Origin of the sequence: Limnoraphis robusta BA-68 BA1, from assembly GCF_034932365.1 — a bacterium.
In the GTDB taxonomy this organism is placed as follows: Bacteria; Cyanobacteriota; Cyanobacteriia; order Cyanobacteriales; family Microcoleaceae; genus Capilliphycus; species Capilliphycus robustus.
In genome coordinates this window covers 13,860-33,077 of the sequence record NZ_JAYGHR010000063.1, presented here as the reverse complement: position 1 = coordinate 33,077, position 19,218 = coordinate 13,860, and the positions used below count along the sequence as shown (strand labels likewise).

The following is a 19,218-nucleotide window of genomic DNA, read 5'->3' as shown; positions in this document are numbered from 1 at the left end:
CCTTTTTTATCCGTCGTTACCATTATCAATCATCCCAATCAAACATACAATTAGTAATTGTACGGAATTTCGATCAATTGGGTTGTATCAAAAGTTTTCAGCAACTCCGAGAATTTACGGTTGAGTCGTTGTCAGTTATCTATACTTCTAGTTGGGTTGCGCTATCGCTTAACCCAACCTACAGTTGAGTAATATTGTAGGTTGGGTTGAGAAAACCCAACAAAGCCCGGTTAGCAATTAGAAACCCGTCAATTCAAAGGCAGGTTCAAGGATAAAATATCCGTCAACAGCAGAAGATTCGGGTAATGCTGCGACTTCTTTTTCAAATTCAGAGGGTTTCATTTGATAATTTTTTAACAGTTCGTATTGAGAGACATAACCTTCAAAAACTTCGCTCCGAGCCATTAATTTTCGCAGGGCTGGAATGACCAGGGTTTTCTCTTTTTCTAAACCAATACCAATATTTTGATTAAGACCTTTGCCGCTTTCCAAATTTTCTTTAATTTGCTCGGTCATTCCTCCAAACATATTACCAACACTTCCAAATAAATCGAAATTTTGTTCGGTTTTAGATTTAGTTTCCTCACTGCCAGGAAACCAACTTTTTCCATACCAAGGCTCTTTAATTTTACGCCTTAAATCGTCAATCCATATCAAGCCTTTTTCTTCTTCCGAGGCAAAATCTAACCATTGAATTAGATCTTTTGTTGGGACATCATCAACAAAATCGCTCGCTAAAAAACGTTCGGGATATTTTCCAATTAAGACTTCTTTGGCAATTCGTCGGGCTTGGGCTTGCCAAAATATATTCATTTCTAATATTTCTTCATAGGCTAGATCTAACAGCCCCAATTCAGCCATACATCTTGCATAGGCTAATGCTGTTAGCGAAAAATATTCCTCATTAGCCATTGCTATCTCAACTGTATTAGACTGGGATAAAAGCTCCTGATAGCGCATATTAATCTTAGCCAGTGTTTTGCGGGAATCGTGCAGAATTGCATTGCGATGTTCAACTGGAATGTTATCGCTGGCTTTTAACAGTTGTTTGAGTGCAGAAAAAAGTTCGGCACGTTCGGAAGTTTCTAGAAAAGATTTTATTTCCTTAACGTCTTTTTGGATTTCTTGCAGGCGGTTATCGATGGCGTTTAACCGATTATTAATAACAGCAAAACTCACACAACTGACTGCCAAATTCAAACCCGATAAAATTGCCGTACCTGTTGCCATCTGAAGAAGTTGTTGAGTCATCTGTGAAAGTGAATTAACCTGACCCGACAATTGAAATAATTGATAGGCGTTAAATTGAGCAATTTCTTGAATTTGTCTAGTTGCTGCTTTAACTTGTTCAAGTTGAACATTGGCTATAATTCCAGGAATAAAATTCAGCCCTGAAACAGCACCACTGAGGGGATTGAGTGGAGATGCTACTAAATGTCGAACAATTTGACCTGCATTTTCTGTTCCCGCAGCCCAACGAATTACACCGCCCCAAACCTTGTACTGTCCAGTTATTAAACCCGTCATAACTTCTGGGGGAATTGATCGAACAACCGTCCATCCTGGAATGACCATGTTTGTTAACCTCTAGAACTCAACCCATTATTCATCCAAAATCCTTTTCCAAAAAATAATTTAGTTTGATTAGGATTTCTTTTTCTTATTCTGTATGTCTATTATCGATAATCTTAACAAGATATACAATTCGTATAATTACTGATTTTTTAGAAATCGGGTTGTATCAAAAAGTTGGGGTCACTCTGAGAATTTACTGACTTTGTAGGATGGGTCAGATAGTGACGTAAGACCCTACACCCTAATAAAATCTTAAGCCTCGAAGACTAGGCGATCGCCTCACAGCACGGAAAACCTAAGCCGCTAGGAATTCAAGCTTTCACAATCGTAGTAGTTATTATAAGAGTAGCACTTGTGGGGGTTGCGGCGGAGATTAACACTCATTTGAGGGACAACAGTCAAGCTGTCACACTCGAATTTTAGGGTGATGGGGGTTAGAAGACTGAAATGGGGAGTTTAACGGGGAAATCGGGTGAAAATACTTGTGATAATTTAAGAAGTTGTACGTTAGGGGAACTCAACTTTTTGAGGCTTTTATACAGTGAAGTTAAGCAGAGAGTCTTACTGGTTTAACTTTATCGAGGTCTTCCCCATGCAAGTTTTCACTCACACTCCCCCAACTCCGGAAAAACTCCTCAATAATCGCTATCGTATCATTGAATCTATTGGTCATGGTGGGTTTGGTGAAACGTTTCTCGCAGAAGATACTCAAATGCCTTCGAGTCGTCGGTGTGTGATCAAACAATTAAAACCGAGTGTTAATCGTCCTGAAATTTATCCGTTAATTCAAGAACAATTTCGTCGTGAAGCTGCGATTTTAGAACAACTGGGTGAAAAAAGCGATCGCATTCCTCGATTATACGCTTATTTTGAAGAAGAAGAACAGTTTTATTTAGTTCAAGAATGGATTGAGGGAGAAACCTTAACGACTCGTATTCAACGTTTGGGACGGTTGAGTGAGGCGGAAGTTAAAGAGATTTTGCTGGGTTTATTACCGATATTGCATCGAATTCACAAGCAGGGTTTAATTCATCGGGATATTAAGCCGGATAATATTATTTTACGCCATCCAACGGGTAAACCTGTTTTAATTGATTTTGGGGCGGTGAAGGAAACGATGGGAACGATGTTAAATTCTCAGGGAAGTCCGACGGCTTCTATTTTAATTGGAACACCGGGTTTTATGGCATCTGAACAAGCGGTGGGTTATCCGTTATATTCAAGTGATCTTTATAGTTTGGGGATGACGGCGATTTATTTGTTGACGGGAAAAACGATTAAAGAGATGAATATTGATCGGGAAACGGGTAAAATTTTATGGCGAGAAAATGTTCCCGATGTTAGTTCTAATTTTGCTGAAGTTTTAGATAAAGCGATTCAATTTTATCCTCGTGATCGCTTTTCCAAGGCTGAGGAAATGTTCGCCGCTTTACAAACGCTTCCGAGTCCCATTCCCAAAACTGAAGCTTCCTTACCGCCTTCGACGATTATTTTTCCTAAACCGGCTTCGTCACTCAAAAATAAATACTCTAAATTTACAATGTTTCATTCGTTAAAAGATTGGCAAAAAGCAACATTATTAGGGATTCTCATGGGTGCTTTTTTGGGATTAGGAATTGCTATTCCTCTGAAGATTTTATTTAAATCAAAGTCTTCTCAAGCGTCAACAATTGAGCAACAGTCTAATCTACCGATGTCTTTTTATTTTATTGCTGATTCGGCTTTTAATGACCCCGAAAAAGCTGAACAAAAACGTCAATCTTTAATTGAAGCAGGTTATTCTGATGCAGGTTTATTTTGGAGTTCAAACTATTCTAATTGGTCTCAAGATAAATCCTACAAAGTTTACAGCTATTGGTTCAAAAACAAGTCAGAATGTGAGGAAAGTTTATCAGAATATCGTCAATTTAACGCGAGTTCTTATTGTGGTTTTGCTACAAAGTAAATCAGAAAAACCACGCTCGACATAAAGACACAAAGATGATTAATCAAAATTCCCTCATCTCCTGTTTCAGATCAGTATTTATGGGGAATAAAAACCCGGTTTCCATGAGTTATATCATGTCCGGATAATTAGTGATCAAAAACTTTCTCATAATCCTCCTCTTTCTTCTTCTTGATTTCCTCCTGACTCCTGACTCCTGACTCCTGACTCCTCGAGTTACCGGGTTTTTTGGGCGTAATCAATTAATTTTTTACGGTTTTTATCGGTTGTAATTTCAACTGATAACGATAGAGAGAAACGGGTTGATTTTCGGCTTTGAAATAATCTGGATCTTGTGGGGATAAATAAATTGCTGTTATTTGATTTGCATTAATTTTATCAACTTTTTTAGGGTATTTTGCATTAAATTTTGCTTGGTATGCGGTTGTCGTTTCAACTTCATTGAGATAAATAGATGTTTCTGATTGAAAAATTTGTTGAACAATTTCTGTCGAAACAAATTCATCAAAGCTAGGGGTTTCGCTTCCCCGACGGGTTACGGTTGAAAGCAGTTGATTATCATTGTCTAAAAAGGTAATCTGTCTGTTGGGATTTTTCGGATCAACTTTTACTGATAAAACGGCTTTTTCTCCTAAAACGGCTTTGGCAATATTGAACCCGTTAAATGCCCGATCTCCGACAATATTATCGGTTTTTCTCGCTGAATTATTCAGAACTTTTAAGCTTTGCGGAAACGGAAAATTCACGTTAATCAGTTTATTTTTAGCGGGAAAAAACCGAACGTTAAAGGTTATCGGTTTGTTTAAATATTGACGATTACTTTCAAAACCGGGTGTAACAATTTCTGGGGCTAAAGGTGCCACCATCTCAACTAAGGTACTGGTCACTTGCCATTCTCCCGCCATCCATTTGGGATAAATTAAATCCCCTTCTGCTTCATTGAGAATGGGTTTACTTTCCCAGTTAGGAAACTCTGCAACTCGTTCATAAAGTTGTCCGGCGTTAGCTGAATTTCCCGTAAAAAAGCAGAGGAAAAATAGACAGATGATGATTAATTTTCTCAAGTTCATCTATTTTTTAGGATAAACTTTCTACAGAAACAGGTTGCCAAGTTTCTCCGTATTTTGACTTTAGTTCTTGCCAAGCTTCGACTTGTCCGGGTTCATATTCTCCGGGTTTTCCCCATTGTAAAAAAGCACTGAGGGCGACTTCTTCTTGATCATCGATAAAACGAATGGCGTAGGTTGTAAAGTTGCCGCGTTTGGCTTCTCCGGTTTCAAATTTAACCTGTTTTATTTTATCCATATTCAGGTGAAATTCAAAGCCTTCGGTGTGCATATTGGCGTATTTTCCTTTGGGAAGTTCGGCATAAAATAACTTCTCAATTTTGCCTCTAGCTTCTAATACAGCCGAACTACTGGTGACAATTAAACGTAAGGTTCCGAGGGTTTCGCAAGCTTCTAAAAAGTCTTTGAGGGTTTCCATGATAATTTTTGGGTAAATGAATGAGTTGAGAGTTTGAATTATTTCTCATGTCGTTCGTAAGCAGCAACAATTCGCTGAACTAACGGATTTCGCACGACATCGGCTTGAGAAAATTCACAGAAAGCAATTCCTTCGACATTTTGTAAGATTTTCAAGGCGACACTTAAACCCGAGGTTTGATTAGGCGGTAAATCAGTTTGAGTCGTATCTCCAGTCACAACCATTCGAGATCGAAATCCTAAGCGAGTTAACACCATTTTCATCTGGGCGGGAGTTGTATTTTGGGCTTCATCTAAGATGACAAAGGCATTATTTAAAGTCCGTCCTCGCATATAGGCTAAAGGTGCAACTTCAATGATACCCCGTTCCATCAAATTTGCCGTTTTTTCAGGATCAATTAATTCGTAAAGGGCGTCATAAAGCGGACGTAAATAAGGATTAACTTTTTGTTGTAAGTCTCCGGGTAAAAACCCTAAACGTTCTCCCGCTTCCACTGCCGGACGGGTTAAAATTAGACGTTCGTATTGATCCGAAAGTAGGGCTTGAACCGCAATAATTGCCGCTAAATAGGTTTTCCCGGTTCCGGCCGGTCCGCTACAAAAAATCAGATCATGAGTGCGTATCGCCTGAATATATTGGCGCTGACGAAAGGTTTTCGCCCTCACTTCCATCCCTCGCCGAGTGGTGGCGAGAACGTCTTGATGAATGGCGCTGAGTTCTTCTTGTCGGTTGGTATTTAACGCATGACGCGCCGTGAGGATCTCAACCCCTGTGATCGTTTTACCCGTTTTCCAAAAGTCTTTGAGTAACTGCACCAACTTTTGACAGAGTTCAATTTGACTGGCTGTTCCACTGATATGGAGTTCTTGACCCCGCAGCACGACTTGGGCGCCGGTTTGTTTGGATAGGGTTTTGAGGTTATCTTCTTGATAGCCTGAAAGCGCCATTGCACTTTCAATACTGGGTAATTCGATGGTTAAGCGCTCTGTCATTCGCTTTGAGTTACTACAATTGCATCAGCTTCAATTTCAATTAACATCGCCGGATCGATTAAACGTTGAACTTCGACCATTGTTGTCGCTGGGGGATGATCCGCAAAAGATTCGTGATGGGCTTGTCCAAATTCTGCCCAACGGCTAATATCGGTGACAAACATTCGGGTTCGCACAATACAACTTAAGTCTGCATCTAACGCCTGTAAAGCCTGTTGGATGATCTCAAAGCACCGTTTAGCTTGAGCATAGGCATCGCCCGGAGCAAAGATGCTACCATCCAGCGTAACGGGGGCGGTTCCGGTGACAAAGATTTGGTTTGCGACTCGAACGGCGCGACAGTAGCCCACCTGTGATTCCCAGGGCGCACCCGAAAAGCTACGACGAACAACCAATGAACGATCCATAGTTCTTCTTGAAAACAGATCAAACTCCCGTTATACGCTGGGGTTAACGGGAGGAGTGGTCAACAGTTATCGCTCCGGCTTTCTAGCAAATCGGCTAGTGGTGGTGGGGCGATGACGAGTTCGGGTTGATGAACGTTTGGGAGCAGGACGACTTGGAGAAATCCGGGGGCGACTACTGCCATCGGATGGGTTCTCGTATATGTCTAGATAAACGGATTCCCCGGCTGCTTCGGCGATCGCAGAGAGTACCCGACGAATCGCCTGAATAGTACGTCCTCCGCGACCGTAAACACGGCCTTTATCTTCTGCTTCAAAAGCTAGCCGAATCCAGGTTCTCTGTTGGGCTAAGGAGCGTTCGCAATCGACTCGTAAGGACTCAGGAGCCTCTAGAAACGGCTCTACTAAAAACCGCACTAACTCAGCATAGTCAGGACTAGCTGACGGGTTCGGGTTCTGACGGATTGAGTTCAGAGGTTGATCCGGACTTGAGTTGTTCAAATACATTGGCTTTTTGCAGGATGTTACGCACAGTTCGAGTAGGTTGCGCTCCTTGTTGGAGACGCCGAACAATCGCAGGGACATCCAATCGAGTTTCGTCTGTTCTGGGGTTGTAGAAACCCAGTTCCTCTAACGGACGACCTTCACGACGAGATAAGCTCGTCGCCGCCACTATCCGGTAGCTAGCTTCCTGCTTTTTACCGTATTTCTTCAATCGCAATTTGATCATATTAGTTCACAACACTCCTTTATGATTGTAAGCTATTTTTCTTGACTGGGGCATAGGGTTCGGGACTTGGAGACAGGTCAGGCAATAGGCAACAGGCAATAAGCAATAGTCAGCAACGGTTATCTTGAGAAGATCACCTGTGTCTAAAGACTTGAATCCTAATGGTTTCTGGGTTGATTTTCTAACCTTTCTATTGTCGCCGTTTTACCAAAAATTGCCGCACACGCCCCTACCTTCAGGTATGGGGATATAAGGCTCTTTCTAATGCTATAATAACTCTACTGGCAGGGTATTCAACCAGTTGAAAAACCCAGCATCTAATCGATGCAATTAACCTTGAAAACTTAAGGTACGGGGTTCTTGCCAGGAATGCTTTGGCAAGATAAAACCTTAAAGCACCAAGTACAGAGAATCAAGCATTTTTTTCTCAAGTACGGTAGGGCATACCGAAACTATCTCTGAAATGAGATGAACGACTGGGGAGACTCACCCCTCTGGAGTTGATTGGGAAACCAGTATGCTGTAAGGGTTGTCAATGAATCAGTAATCCAAAGCCGTGAGGCTTGGAGAATCCCCTTTCTTTAGAAATGGGGAGTATGTCAAAGTTGCCCAAACCCTTTTTTCTTCTTGTTGGTTTTCTTCTTCTTTTTACCCCCTGCCCCTTGTTGACCTCGCCAACCTGCGGGGGGCATTCCTCCCATTCCGGGCATTCCTCCCATCCCTGGCATTCCTCCCATTCCTGGAAAGGCGCCTTGACTCATTTGCTTCATCATGCCCCGCATTTTCTGGAAATCACCCACCAGTCGCATGACATCTTGTTCATTATGACCGGACCCTTTGGCAATCCGCCGACGTCGGGAGGGAGAACTTGCCAATACATCGGGATTTTTGCGTTCTTCAGTCGTCATGGAATTGATCATGGCTTCTGAACGCTTTAATTGCAATTCTCCCTGTTCAAGTTGTTCTTTGGAGATTTTATTCATCCCCGGAATCAACTTAGCTAAACCCCCGAGTGAACCCATGTTTTTCATTAACCGAGTTTGCTTCAAGAAGTCTGTGAAGTCAAATTTGGCTTCCATGATCTTCTGCTGCATTTTCTCGGCATCTGCCAAGTCAAATTCTTCCTGGGCCTTCTCAACGAGGGTCAGGACGTCACCCATTCCTAAAATGCGAGAGGCCATCCGTTCGGGATAAAACGGTTGCAGGGCTTCGACTTTCTCACCCACCCCCACAAATTTAATCGGCGCACCGGAAATTCGCCGAATCGATAGGGCAGCACCCCCTCGGCTGTCTCCATCCATTTTAGTGAGGATCGCGCCACTAATGCCAATCTGTTCATTGAACGTCTGGGTCAAGGTGGCGGCTTCTTGGCCCGTCATGGCATCAACAACCAAGAGGGTGTCATGGGGTTTCACCACCTGTTTGATCCGGGCTAACTCCGCCATCATGTCTTGGTCTATTTGCAGACGGCCTGCCGTGTCAATGATCACGGTGTCGATCCCTTCTGCTTTCGCTCGTTCTACGCCTTGACGGGCAATTTCAACCGGATCGGCATCACTCCCCAACTCAAAGACAGGGACTCCGATCTGTTGACCGAGGGTTTTCAACTGATCGATCGCCGCAGGTCGATAGACGTCTGTCGCCACCATCATGGCACTGCGGTTTTCCTTGCGAAGATGCAGGGCTAATTTAGCAGTGGCGGTGGTTTTACCTGTTCCTTGTAAACCCGCCATTAAAACAATCGTTGGCGGGGTGTCGGCTTGTGCCAGGGGAACGTTACTTTCTCCCATGACATTCACCAGTTCATCATGCACGATCTTGACGAACTGTTCTCCGGGTCGCACGCCTGACAACACCTGCGCCCCTTGCGCTTTCTCTCCAACTTCGGCGACGAACTCTTTGACAACTTGCAGGTTGACGTCGGCTTCGAGTAAGGCTCGACGAACTTCTTTCAAGGCGTCTTGAATGTTGGACTCGGAGATTTTGTCTTGACCCCGGAGTTTTTTCCAAGCGGAGTCTAAGCGTTCAGCAAGGGCATCGAACATAGTGTGTGATTGTTTCCGTGCAGCAGATTGGCTAAGGCTCACAGAGACACCGTTGGGGTTCGGCTGAGTCATCTGTGACTTGACTTCCATTATGATAATCCCTAAATTGATTAGGCTGATCCCCCAGTCGATTTATTTTAGCAGTTTTAGATCACAGGGGACAGGGAGTTGGCAGTTAGTAAGAATTGATCACTCTAATAACTGTTCCCTGTAAAAGACTTGTACAATACCAGGTATAGTTGTGCTACGCATTCAGGTATTTAACAGAGGGATAAGCTAAAAACCCAAAGAGTCAACGATTACTGATTGCCTGCGCGTAGTGCTATCTAAGAATGGAGCAATCTTGACTCCCGTTAGAGTCGAAGACTTAACGGCATGAATTGCGACCAACAGCAACCCTCTTAAGATGCAATTCTAGCCGAGTACAAAATCCAGATAGAACTGTGTTATATTTTTAGAATGTTAACACTAACCTACGAATTTAAGTTGATTCCTTCTCAAGAACAGATTGTCACCATTGAAAAAATGTTGGCGGTCTGTAGAAAAGTGTGGAATTACGCCTTGAGAGAGCGAAAAGACTGGATAAGTAGTAGAAAGTGTGCAGTTAACTCTTGTTCATTGCAGCAAGAATATATCATTTCAGCGGATGCTCCGTATCCGAACTACAACATACAAGCTGCTAGCTTGACAAAAGCGAAGAAAACTAACCCTGAACTCAAAAAAATAAACGCTCAAGTTTTGCAACAAGTTCTCAAAACGTTAGAAAGAGCATTCAACAACATGAAAGAGCAGGGTTATGGTTTTCCTCGCTTTAAAAACAAGTATCGAATGCGGTCTTTTTTATTTCCTCAGTTTAAGAGCAGTCCGGTTTCAAATAACTGGATAAAGCTTCCTCAGATTGGATGGGTGAAGATGAGATTATCTCGCCCAATTCCAGAAGGATTTAAACTTAAACAAGTAAGGGTTGTGAGAAAAGCTAGCGGGTATTTTGCAATGCTATCTTTGCAAAGTCCTGTGAATATTCCAGATATTCCACCATCTGGGCATCCGTTAGGAATTGATGTCGGACTCGATAAGTTCTTAGCAACCTCTGGTGGTGAGTTGATCAAACGACCAAAGTTTTTAAGCCAGCTACACAGCAAGTTGAAATTACTGCAACGTAGACTTAAATTAAAAACATCCAGTTCATCGAACAGACATAAACTCAACCAGAAGATAGCAAGACTTCATCAAAAAATATCAGACACTCGAAAAGACTTTCACTTCAAACTGGCTGATCATTTGTGTGACCAAGCTGGAATGATATTTGTTGAAGACCTGGATTTTAGAACTTGGGCAAAAGGAATGTTAGGTAAGCATACCTTAGACGCAGGGTTCGGTCAGTTCTTCAATATATTGGCTTGGGTTTGCTGGAAGCGGGGGGTTTATTTTGACAAGGTTGACTACAGATATACGAGTCAAATTTGTCCGAACTGTGGGGCGCATACAGGAAAGAAAAACCTGTCCGAACGCACACATAAATGTCGGTCATGCAACTACGAATCTAATCGTGATGTTGCAGCAGCACAAGTGATTTGTAATCGGGGTATTGCTGCGGTTGGGCAGATCGTGGTTCAAGAAATTGACTGTGTAGGCGTACTGTCGGGTGAGCGAAAGCGAACAGATAAGTGCCGTAAAAGCAGTAAATCTAAGTCGTGAGATTTAGAATCCCCCAGTAGAACTCGAAGGGTTTACTGGTGGGAGTGTGTCAACAATTTGTCATCTTCCGAAGCTCCAATCATTACATTATGGCTGTCACCACTGCCAATTTAGAAATAACTTGGGAACTGTTACCCGATGACTTTAAACTTCCCGATGATCCTGTGGATAACATTAATCAACCCTCTCTAGCGGCGGCACTGACGGAGGCTTTGGAACTGGCGGGTCAGATTGGTGAAAGAACGCTAACTCCTACAAATTATGGTATTTGTGCCACTCTCAATCAAAAATTGGTAATTAAAGCACCGGACTGGGCTTTTATTCCTGAAATTCGAGTTCCGCGAGAAGATGTAATTCGCAGTTATACTCCTCAGTTACAAGGGGAATTTCCTGTGATTGTGATGGAATTTATCTCGGAGACTGAAGGAACAGAATATTCCAGTAAACCCACTTATCCACCCGGAAAATGGTTTTTTTATGAACAGGTTTTAGAAGTCCCAAATTATGCAATTTTTCAACCGAGTACGGGAGTTTTAGAATTATATGGTCTGGATGAATCTGGACGCTATGAATTGAGAGAACCTGATGAGAATCAACGCTATTTTATCCCCCAATTGCACCTATTTTTAGGGGTTTGGCAGGGAACCCGAGGAAACCGCACAGGATACTGGTTACGATGGTGGAATGAGGCGGGAGAGTTGTTACTCTGGGGTTCAGAATTAGTAGAACGGGAACGGCAAAATGTGGAACGGGAACGGCAAAATGTGGAACGGGAACGACTCAGAGCAGAACGTTTAGTTGCTCAACTCCGAGCGGCTGGTATTGAACCGGAAGTATGAAGTTGTTCAGGCGAATTACAGTTTGCCCATTTAACTTGTCAATTGTGTTTTAATATTATTATAGAATCTTCAGTTACCAACTAGAAATTATGAAGCGCTCAGAAAAGCAGTTCATTTCAAGAATATGTTATGCTCTTCCGTATTTTGCCTTCAACGAAGAAGCTTATGATCCTATGTATGACGCGGCTTTACTCAGAACAGGAGAAGACGGAAAACTACATTATTTTAGAATAGATGAGGAGAGTTCAGAAGAATACGAAATCGATGCAAATGAAGTCTGGGCAGATGTGTCAAATAACTTTGCCGCAGGTACACTCAGTCACGATCTTACCTCTGTTTGCGAGAGAATTTTAGAAGAAGATGGATGGAAAAAGGAAGATTTTGACAGTCTCTACTGGTTCGGTTTAGATAAATTAATCGAGATTCAAGATGACTTTGAATCGTGTGAGACTCCATCAGAAGCTCTCGAATATTTGCCAGAAACTCACGATGATTGGTTAGCAGTAATACTAGATAAATGGGAGGATAAACAACCTTTCGTTAACTATGGTTTATCCAAGTGTGTGTCTGTTCCTGGTAGTTTTTATCCTAATCTCTATAAGGAATCTGATCCAAGGCGATTTATTTGTCAGTACGATCCCAAAAAGTTACCACTGTCTATTGAGTATAAATTAACTCGTGTTAAAAAAACGAAAAGAGGTATTTATAATAAAACAAAAGCATATCTCGACCTGCAAAATGCAATTCACGATCTGATAGCCATTGCTCCTGCTAGAAGGAATAATGAAAAAGAGATTAAAACTCTCGCAAAATGGAAGCGTCTTGATCCAAAGTTTATGTCTACAATTCTCCGAGAAGTTCTTGAAATTTTGCAAACTAGACCGGGTGTAAAAGAAGAAAGGTATCTGGCTGAAATTTCAGAATTTATGAATAAAATTGATCAAGCTGAGGAGAGTTCAGAAGAATACGAAATCGATGCGGATGAAGTCTGGGCAGATGTGTCAAATAACTTTGCCGCAGGTACACTCAGTCACGATCTTATCGCTGCTTGCCAGAGAATTCTAGAAAAAGATGGATGGAAAGAGGGATCTTTTGACAGTCTCTACTGGTCTGCTTTATTTATATTAGGCGACGACTGTCAAGCGAACTTTGAAGGGTGTGAGACTCCATCAGAAGCTCTCGAATTATTGCCAGAAACTCACGATGATTGGTTAGCAGAAATACTAAAGGAATGGGAGCTTGAACAACCTTTCGTTAACTATGGTTTATCCAAGTGTGTGTCTGTTCCTGGTAGTTTTTATCCTTATCTCTGGGAGAGATCTAATCCAAGGCGATTTACTAGTCAGTACGATCCCAAAAAGTTACGACAGTCTATTAAGTATAAATTAACTCAGGTTAAAAAAACGAAAAGAGGTATTTATAATAAAACAAAAGCATATCTCGACCTGCAAAATGCAATTCACGATCTGATAGCCATTGCTCCTGCTAGAAAGAACAATGAAAAAGAGATTAAAACTCTCGCAAAATGTAAGCGTCTTTATCCAAAGTTGATGTCTAAAATTCTCCGAGAAGTTCTTGAAATTTTGCAAAATACACCGGGTTTAGATGAAGAAGAAAGCTATCTGGCTGAAATTTCAGAATTTATGAATAAAATTGATCAAGCTATGGATGAAATTGTTGAATCTGAAGATTCAACTCCAAATTAATCCTTGAGGTTGGGCGGGTTTATTACAGTTATCAGTTATCAGTTATCAGTGACCAGTTTTTACAGTTATCAGTTATCAGTTTTTACAGTTATCACTGGTTACTGGTTACTATTCACTGGTCACTGTTTAAACCCGCCTATTACCTACTCAAGATCTTGAATCAGTTTAATATTATTTTTCAACCATTCATTAACCAAAACTTGAATGTCAATCTTTTTCTGTTCAGCCATTTTTATCAAAAATTCTTCTACGTCTGGTTCGAGATAAATCGGATAATGAAACTTGGCATCAGAATGGTAAAATTTTCCTTGTTCTGCTTTAGAAAAATCATACTCAGATTTCATGGTTTTCTCTCCAGATAACATTGTATTTCCGCAGAAGATGATATTATATTACATGGTGTGGAGTGAGTGTTTGCTAAAATAATATCATACAAAATTATAGGTGAGTAACTAGGCTGATCTCCCAGTCGATTTATTTTAGCAGTTGGGGCAGGTTTCACCAACACTGACATCTTTTCTGCTGCCCCTTCTCTTGTTTAAAGACCTAACTCGGTTTGCAGGAATTCCACTTCTTGTTTTAAGCCGGGGACATGAATTAACCCCACATATCCAGCAAAAAAAGCCATATCTTGATGATCGAAAATATAAACATTGTGAATTCCTAAGAAATTTTTCGTGAATACAAGATATCCACTTTTATCTTTAAAATAAATTGTAGTAATTTTTTGATCGATGCTTAATGTCTCACTCAGTTTGAGTTTATCTTCTGTAAAACCCCTAACTTGTTTTAATCGTTGAATGGCTTGTTCTATGCAAGGCGTTTGATTCAAAATTTGATTATTGTATTGCTCTAAAATATGGTTGACAATTAAATAAGCAACTTGCTGATTCTTCCAGTAAGAAGTATGAGCATTCAATGAACCTGCGGCGACTTGTGCATAACTGATAATATTTGTAATCTCTTCACGATAAGCAGATTTACGGTTGATCAATTCAGACAACTGTTCTAGGGTTGCTTCCAAGGGGTTCACATTTTCTTGAAGATATTCTTCTGTTAGAAAGAGACTGGATAAATCCTGACTATCTAAAACAGGATGTATGGGATAAGCAATAATATCAGACACATGAATCAGATTGAGCCAGTTGAGTTTTTGACTGGAATATTGCTGCGCTAACAAGTTAACCTGCTGCGGTTTAACTTCTAACATAATATTAAATAGAGAAATGGGAGATCCCATTGTTGTAATACTTTTGAGATTAATTTTTCGATTCGTTAGCGGGGCTGAAGTTTGATTCAATATTTCTCTAATTTTAAAAGCAGGATCATTCCCTTGAAACTTGTCTGAAAATAAGATATCCCATAAAATAACGGTTCCCAAAGAGTGAGTAATGATGTGTAACTCTGTTTCTAAAGGATTTTTCTGAATAAAATCAATTAATTGATTAGCGAGAGTCTCTCGAATTTTAGCCCCTCGTTCTGAACCTAAATAGGTAAAAGCATCACCTACAAATTGAGAAAAATATCCTTTTCTAAACTCTTGATGTTTGAGGGGATCTTGTGCGTTATCAATTCGATTCCAGATAATTTCTAGTTCTCGATAAACATTCCCCCAAAAACCTGAGTAAAATAGAGGAATTTTTTCTTTGCGTTGACGGAATTCTTTTTCTAGTAAAGATTGTAAGGAATTAGCATATTGAGATGTTCGTGCAGCAACACCATGAATAAAAAAGATCAGCATAAACTTGTAAAGATTAAGAATGCTTTTGTTTGGTATTAAGATTATACTCTATATTTTCAGGGAGATGGGCGGGTTTATTGAAATGCTTTATGAGATGCAAAGGTTTTTGCAGAACCCGCCCCTACAGGTTTTAATTATTTTATTGATAACCCAGATGCAATGAGATTGAATTGGGTTAGTTTTTGCTAAAATAAGATTAGACAAAATTACAGATGAGTAACTCCGATGTTAGACACTGCTATCAAAAACTATAGCTTTCAAGATTATCTTGACTTAAAAGATAATAGTGATTTAAAATATGAACTATTCAACGGAAAATTAATTCCAATGCCGCCTGCTAGTGGATTACACGCTCTGATTCTTCTGTTTTTATTTAAAGCTTTATCGGCAGAGATTCAACGATTACAATTAGATTGGGTTGTTTTACCTGGAAATGTAGGCGTGAGAACAGGAATTACAAAATCTCGCATTCCTGATTTAATGGTTATTACTGAAACTCAGCGTCAATTCCTCAGAACATTATCCTCAGCTATTCTTGAAGAACCGCCTGTATTAGCGGTTGAAATCGTTAGCCCTAATAACCCCGATGATGACTATCGTTACAAACGTTCTGAATATGCGGCTTTAGAAATTCCTGAATATTGGATTATTGATCCGCAAGAACTCAAAGTCTCGGTTTTAACGTTAGTTTCTGGGTTTTATGATATGATAGAGTTGAAAGGAGAAAATAGGATTGATTCGCCGAGTTTTCCTGAACTAACGTTAACCGTTGAACAAGTTTTAAACCCTTAACTGTTTGCGAAAATAATATCATACAAAATTATAGGTGAGTAACTCCGATGTTAGAAGCTGCAACAAAAACCTATAGCTTTAAAGATTATCTTGACTTCAAAGATAATAGCGATTTAAAATATGAACTATTCAACGGAGAATTAATTCCGATGCCGCCTGCTAGTGGATTACACGCTCTGATTCTTCTGTTTTTATTTAAAGCTTTATCGGCAGAAATTCAACGACTACAATTAGATTGGGTTGTTTTACCTGGAAATGTAGGCGTGAGAACAGGAATTACAAAATCTCGCATTCCTGATTTAATGGTTATTACTGAAACTCAGCGTGAATTCCTCAGAACATTATCATCGGCAATTCTTGAAGAACCGCCTGTATTAGCGGTTGAAATCGTTAGCCCTAATAACCCGGATGATGACTATCGTTACAAACGTTCTGAATATGCGGCTTTAGAAATTCCTGAATATTGGATTATTGATCCTCAAGAACTAAAAGTCTCGGTTTTAACGTTAGTTTCTGGGTTTTATGATATGATAGAGTTGAAAGGAGAAAATCGGATTAATTCACCGAGTTTTCCTGACTTAACGTTAACCGTTGAACAAGTTTTAAACCCTCAATAATTCAGAACTCTTTTAGAAAATCAGATTATTTTACTCCTCAAAAATAGCTCCTCGTTTGATTAAATCCTGCTTGACTTGTTCCGATAAACCTGCATCATGCCACATTCTCGCTTGTTTAACGTTGGCTCCGGTAAAGTCGGCATTGGTGAGATTAGTTAACGCTAAACCTGCTTGAGTTAAATTAGCATCTTTGAGAATAGCATCGCTTAAATTCGCATCACTCAAATTACAATTACTTAAATTCGCTTCTGTTAAATTAGCCTTTGTTAAATTTGCTCCACTTAAATTGGCTAACGCTAAACTCGCCCGATGTAAATCAGCTTGAGTTAAATTCGCATCACTTAATAATGCTCCACTCAAGTCAGCCCCACTCAAATTAACACCTTGCAAATTCGCATTACTTAAATCAGCATCACTTAAATCTGATCCTCTCAAATAGGCTCCTCTAAACTCAACTCCACTCAAATCTAAACCGGTTAAATTGGCTCCCAGGAGTCTCGATCCGGCAAAATCTTCTAAGGGGTTTAAATCGGCAAGATTTGCCAATTCTAAAAAGTTGTCCGTTTTCGCTTCAACAATGGTATGAATATTGTTTTGCATTTGAGAAAAATCACATCCTGCGGCTGCGGCTTGTTGGGTGAGGACTTGTAGATTATCAACTTTAATTTCTGATTTCAAGCCCTGCGATCGCAACCATTTGGCTAACTTACACTCTAACACCGCTAGTCGATTTGGACTAATATTTTGCGGCCATAATCCTTCTACACGAGTCATTGCAATTATCAACTATCTGTTACTAATCTGAGGTTAAAGTTAAATTTTCAGCATTCAAGTGATCAGCCAAGACAATTATTCATTGTCTTCAAAAATAGCTCCCCGTTCGACTAACTCAGCTTGAACCCGTCGAGAAATTCCGATCGCCTTTGTAAAGCAAACTTGATCGACAATGGCATCTTTCAACTCAGCCCGACTGAAGTCTGCATCCTGCAAGTTGGCATTAGTGAAATTCACCCCACTCAAGTCAGCATATTTCAGGTTGGCTGAGTGCAAGTTAGCATAACTCAAGTTGGCTTGGGGTAAATAAGCACTACTGAGATTAGCTTGACTAAGATTGGCATAGCTTAGGTTAGCACGAGGGAGTTTCGTTCGTAAATCGGCTTGATAAAGATTAGCATGGCTGAGATCAGCATCTCGCAGGTTGGCGTTACTCAGGATGGCTTGGGTGAGGTTTACCCCGGTGAGTTGGGCCATACTCAAGTCAGCTAGGCTTAAGTTAACTTGGGAGAGATTAGCATTTTTCAGGTTAACGCCTTTGAGGTCTGCATAGTACAGGTCAAAACCGCTCATATCTGCCCCTGCGAGGTCTTCTAACAGGTCTAAACCAACGGTTTGAACGATTCGCACAAATTCATCGCTCTTTTCGTCTAGGAACCACTGATGCAGGATTTCCCATTGCTGTAGATAGCAGGTTTGGGCGGCAGTGTCTTCTCCGAGGGTTTGATAGGCGAGTCTTAAATTTTTCAGGGCGTTTCCTTGACTGGGGCGGTTGTCGGTTTGTTGGGCGATCGCCAACTGTTGCTGATAGTATTCAATCGCCTGGGAAATGTCACCTAAGCCGTGATAGGCTATGGCTAAACTGGAGAGGGTTTGGGCTATGGTTTGTAGATCCTGGAGTTGACGGGCGATCGCTAACCGTTGCTGCTGATAGTTGATCGCTTGGGCATAGTTTCCTTGCGTCGAGTCAGCATTCCCCAAGTTCCCCAGGGCGTTGACTTCTCCTTTGAGATCTTGTATTTCTTTCGCGATCGCCAAATGTTGCTGATAACAGTCTATTGCTTGAGTCAGATCTCCCAAGGCTTCGTAGGCTACACCGAGATTTCCCCATGTAGCGCCCTCTCGTTTGCGATCGCTGAGATCTTGATACAGGATCAGGGCTTCTTTCCAAGTTTGCAGGGCTGCTTCATATTGGTGGCTTTGGTATTGTAGAATGCCTTGTTTGAATAACTGATCGGGTTGTTCTTTCATCTGGAGTTGGTTTGAGCAGTGTTTTTACTGCTTCTGTTATACCGAAACTTCTCGCGCTAAGAGAACTGTTTGTGTGGAGTTGGTGATTTTTTTGGCGTAGGAGCGAATGTAGTGCCGATTAATTCCTAAAATTTCCGAGCTATTTTCATCTCGAATCTCGGTTTGATGATTGATATTCCTTTAAAAAATAAAGAGAGAGAGCCGCTTGAGCAACTCCCCCTACCATCTGGGTGCATCTGTTATTATCATGTCTCAATCTCCCTTATAAAGTCAAGCTTTTACTTTAAAGATTCTGTAAAAAATACTCGGTTTTTATCAAGCTTTTGTGTTGAATTTTTGTTGATATTATTGATATTTTCTCTAAAAATAAAGAGAGAGAGCCGCTTGAGCAACTCCCCCTACCATCTGGGTGCATCTGTTATTATCATGTCTCAATCTCCCTTATAAAGTCAAGCTTTTACTTTAAAGATTCTGTAAAAAACACCGGGTTTCTTGTAAAGCTTTTGTGTTGAATTTTTGTTGATATTATTGATATTTTCTCTAAAAATAAAGAGAGAGAGCCGCTTGAGCAACTCCCCCTACCATCTGGGTGCATCTGTTATTATCATGTCTCAATCTCCCTTA

The 19,218-nt window shown here is 40.7% G+C and carries 18 protein-coding genes; 6 read left to right on the top strand and 12 right to left on the bottom strand.

Going from position 1 to position 19,218, the window contains the following annotated elements; genetic code table 11:
• Positions 1-237: 237 nt before the first annotated feature.
• Positions 238-1,575, bottom strand: coding sequence for a hypothetical protein (locus VB836_RS15430; protein ID WP_323220414.1), 1,338 nt, complete (start codon positions 1,573-1,575; stop codon positions 238-240).
• A 592-nt stretch (positions 1,576-2,167) separates the two neighbouring features.
• Between VB836_RS15430 and VB836_RS15425 the strand changes: the two genes are divergently transcribed.
• Positions 2,168-3,520, top strand: a complete 1,353-nt coding sequence (locus VB836_RS15425; protein WP_323220412.1) for a serine/threonine-protein kinase — start codon at positions 2,168-2,170, stop codon at positions 3,518-3,520.
• A gap of 242 nt (positions 3,521-3,762) precedes the next feature.
• Here the strand turns inward: VB836_RS15425 and VB836_RS15420 are convergent, their stop codons facing one another.
• From VB836_RS15420 to ffh, 7 genes are all read right to left on the bottom strand, one after another.
• Entirely contained in the window at positions 3,763-4,590 is an 828-nt protein-coding gene (locus tag VB836_RS15420) for a DUF6816 family protein (protein ID WP_323220410.1), read from the bottom strand.
• 7 nt (positions 4,591-4,597) lie between these two features.
• A complete protein-coding gene (locus VB836_RS15415) occupies positions 4,598-5,005 on the bottom strand; it encodes a ChuX/HutX family heme-like substrate-binding protein (RefSeq protein WP_046281309.1) in 408 nt (135 codons plus the stop codon).
• A gap of 38 nt (positions 5,006-5,043) precedes the next feature.
• Positions 5,044-5,997, bottom strand: a complete 954-nt coding sequence (locus VB836_RS15410; RefSeq protein WP_323220407.1) for a PhoH family protein — start codon at positions 5,995-5,997, stop codon at positions 5,044-5,046.
• Positions 5,994-6,404 carry a RidA family protein gene (locus VB836_RS15405; RefSeq protein WP_323220405.1) on the bottom strand — a complete coding sequence of 137 codons (411 nt, stop codon included), beginning with the start codon at positions 6,402-6,404 and terminating at the stop codon, positions 5,994-5,996. The genes VB836_RS15410 and VB836_RS15405 overlap by 4 nt, the downstream gene beginning before the upstream one ends.
• 66 nt (positions 6,405-6,470) lie before the next feature.
• A complete protein-coding gene (locus tag VB836_RS15400; RefSeq protein ID WP_323220403.1) occupies positions 6,471-6,818 on the bottom strand; it encodes a KH domain-containing protein in 348 nt (115 codons plus the stop codon).
• 19 nt (positions 6,819-6,837) lie between these two features.
• A complete protein-coding gene (rpsP, locus tag VB836_RS15395; RefSeq protein ID WP_046281312.1) occupies positions 6,838-7,131 on the bottom strand; it encodes a 30S ribosomal protein S16 in 294 nt (97 codons plus the stop codon).
• A 599-nt stretch (positions 7,132-7,730) separates the two neighbouring features.
• Positions 7,731-9,176, bottom strand: a complete 1,446-nt coding sequence (gene ffh / locus VB836_RS15390) for a signal recognition particle protein (protein ID WP_046281830.1) — start codon at positions 9,174-9,176, stop codon at positions 7,731-7,733.
• 459 nt (positions 9,177-9,635) lie between these two features.
• Between ffh and VB836_RS15385 the strand changes: the two genes are divergently transcribed.
• The 3 genes from VB836_RS15385 (at position 9,636) to VB836_RS15375 (ending at position 13,419) form a co-directional block, all read left to right on the top strand.
• Positions 9,636-10,874, top strand: a complete 1,239-nt coding sequence (locus tag VB836_RS15385; protein ID WP_323220401.1) for an RNA-guided endonuclease InsQ/TnpB family protein — start codon at positions 9,636-9,638, stop codon at positions 10,872-10,874.
• Between the two features lie 89 nt (positions 10,875-10,963).
• On the top strand, positions 10,964-11,713 hold the full coding sequence (locus tag VB836_RS15380; RefSeq protein ID WP_323220399.1) for a Uma2 family endonuclease: 750 nt from the start codon (positions 10,964-10,966) through the stop codon (positions 11,711-11,713).
• Between the two features lie 89 nt (positions 11,714-11,802).
• Positions 11,803-13,419, top strand: a complete 1,617-nt coding sequence (locus VB836_RS15375) for a hypothetical protein (protein WP_323220397.1) — start codon at positions 11,803-11,805, stop codon at positions 13,417-13,419.
• A 143-nt stretch (positions 13,420-13,562) separates the two neighbouring features.
• Here VB836_RS15375 and VB836_RS15370 read toward each other — a convergent pair whose 3' ends face one another.
• Positions 13,563-13,763, bottom strand: coding sequence for a hypothetical protein (locus VB836_RS15370; protein ID WP_323220395.1), 201 nt, complete (start codon positions 13,761-13,763; stop codon positions 13,563-13,565).
• A 194-nt stretch (positions 13,764-13,957) separates the two neighbouring features.
• On the bottom strand, positions 13,958-15,160 hold the full coding sequence (locus VB836_RS15365; protein ID WP_323220393.1) for a hypothetical protein: 1,203 nt from the start codon (positions 15,158-15,160) through the stop codon (positions 13,958-13,960).
• A gap of 225 nt (positions 15,161-15,385) precedes the next feature.
• On the opposite strand from VB836_RS15365, the gene VB836_RS15360 reads away from it, so the two are divergent.
• Positions 15,386-15,952, top strand: coding sequence for a Uma2 family endonuclease (locus VB836_RS15360; protein WP_323220391.1), 567 nt, complete (start codon positions 15,386-15,388; stop codon positions 15,950-15,952).
• A gap of 47 nt (positions 15,953-15,999) precedes the next feature.
• Positions 16,000-16,569: a Uma2 family endonuclease gene (locus tag VB836_RS15355; RefSeq protein WP_323220389.1), complete on the top strand. Its 570-nt coding sequence runs from the start codon at positions 16,000-16,002 to the stop codon at positions 16,567-16,569.
• 30 nt (positions 16,570-16,599) lie between these two features.
• Here VB836_RS15355 and VB836_RS15350 read toward each other — a convergent pair whose 3' ends face one another.
• Positions 16,600-17,343: a pentapeptide repeat-containing protein gene (locus VB836_RS15350; RefSeq protein ID WP_323220387.1), complete on the bottom strand. Its 744-nt coding sequence runs from the start codon at positions 17,341-17,343 to the stop codon at positions 16,600-16,602.
• Positions 17,344-17,418: 75 nt separating this feature from the next.
• The gene (locus VB836_RS15345) at positions 17,419-18,594 is read right to left on the bottom strand and encodes a pentapeptide repeat-containing protein (RefSeq protein ID WP_323220385.1); all 1,176 of its coding nucleotides are present in this window, start codon (positions 18,592-18,594) and stop codon (positions 17,419-17,421) included.
• Positions 18,595-19,218 lie beyond the last annotated feature (624 nt).

Coding starts and splice junctions, on each gene's coding strand:
- VB836_RS15355 (WP_323220389.1), top strand. CDS start 16,000: ATGTTAGAAGCTGCAACAAAAACCTATAGCTTTAAAGATTATCTTGAC.
- VB836_RS15370 (WP_323220395.1), bottom strand. CDS start 13,763: ATGAAATCTGAGTATGATTTTTCTAAAGCAGAACAAGGAAAATTTTAC.
- VB836_RS15405 (WP_323220405.1), bottom strand. CDS start 6,404: ATGGATCGTTCATTGGTTGTTCGTCGTAGCTTTTCGGGTGCGCCCTGG.
- VB836_RS15350 (WP_323220387.1), bottom strand. CDS start 17,343: ATGACTCGTGTAGAAGGATTATGGCCGCAAAATATTAGTCCAAATCGA.
- VB836_RS15360 (WP_323220391.1), top strand. CDS start 15,386: ATGTTAGACACTGCTATCAAAAACTATAGCTTTCAAGATTATCTTGAC.
- VB836_RS15420 (WP_323220410.1), bottom strand. CDS start 4,590: ATGAACTTGAGAAAATTAATCATCATCTGTCTATTTTTCCTCTGCTTT.
- VB836_RS15345 (WP_323220385.1), bottom strand. CDS start 18,594: ATGAAAGAACAACCCGATCAGTTATTCAAACAAGGCATTCTACAATAC.
- VB836_RS15375 (WP_323220397.1), top strand. CDS start 11,803: ATGAAGCGCTCAGAAAAGCAGTTCATTTCAAGAATATGTTATGCTCTT.
- VB836_RS15425 (WP_323220412.1), top strand. CDS start 2,168: ATGCAAGTTTTCACTCACACTCCCCCAACTCCGGAAAAACTCCTCAAT.
- VB836_RS15430 (WP_323220414.1), bottom strand. CDS start 1,575: ATGGTCATTCCAGGATGGACGGTTGTTCGATCAATTCCCCCAGAAGTT.
- VB836_RS15385 (WP_323220401.1), top strand. CDS start 9,636: ATGTTAACACTAACCTACGAATTTAAGTTGATTCCTTCTCAAGAACAG.
- VB836_RS15410 (WP_323220407.1), bottom strand. CDS start 5,997: ATGACAGAGCGCTTAACCATCGAATTACCCAGTATTGAAAGTGCAATG.
- VB836_RS15380 (WP_323220399.1), top strand. CDS start 10,964: ATGGCTGTCACCACTGCCAATTTAGAAATAACTTGGGAACTGTTACCC.
- VB836_RS15365 (WP_323220393.1), bottom strand. CDS start 15,160: ATGCTGATCTTTTTTATTCATGGTGTTGCTGCACGAACATCTCAATAT.
- rpsP (WP_046281312.1), bottom strand. CDS start 7,131: ATGATCAAATTGCGATTGAAGAAATACGGTAAAAAGCAGGAAGCTAGC.
- VB836_RS15415 (WP_046281309.1), bottom strand. CDS start 5,005: ATGGAAACCCTCAAAGACTTTTTAGAAGCTTGCGAAACCCTCGGAACC.
- ffh (WP_046281830.1), bottom strand. CDS start 9,176: ATGTTCGATGCCCTTGCTGAACGCTTAGACTCCGCTTGGAAAAAACTC.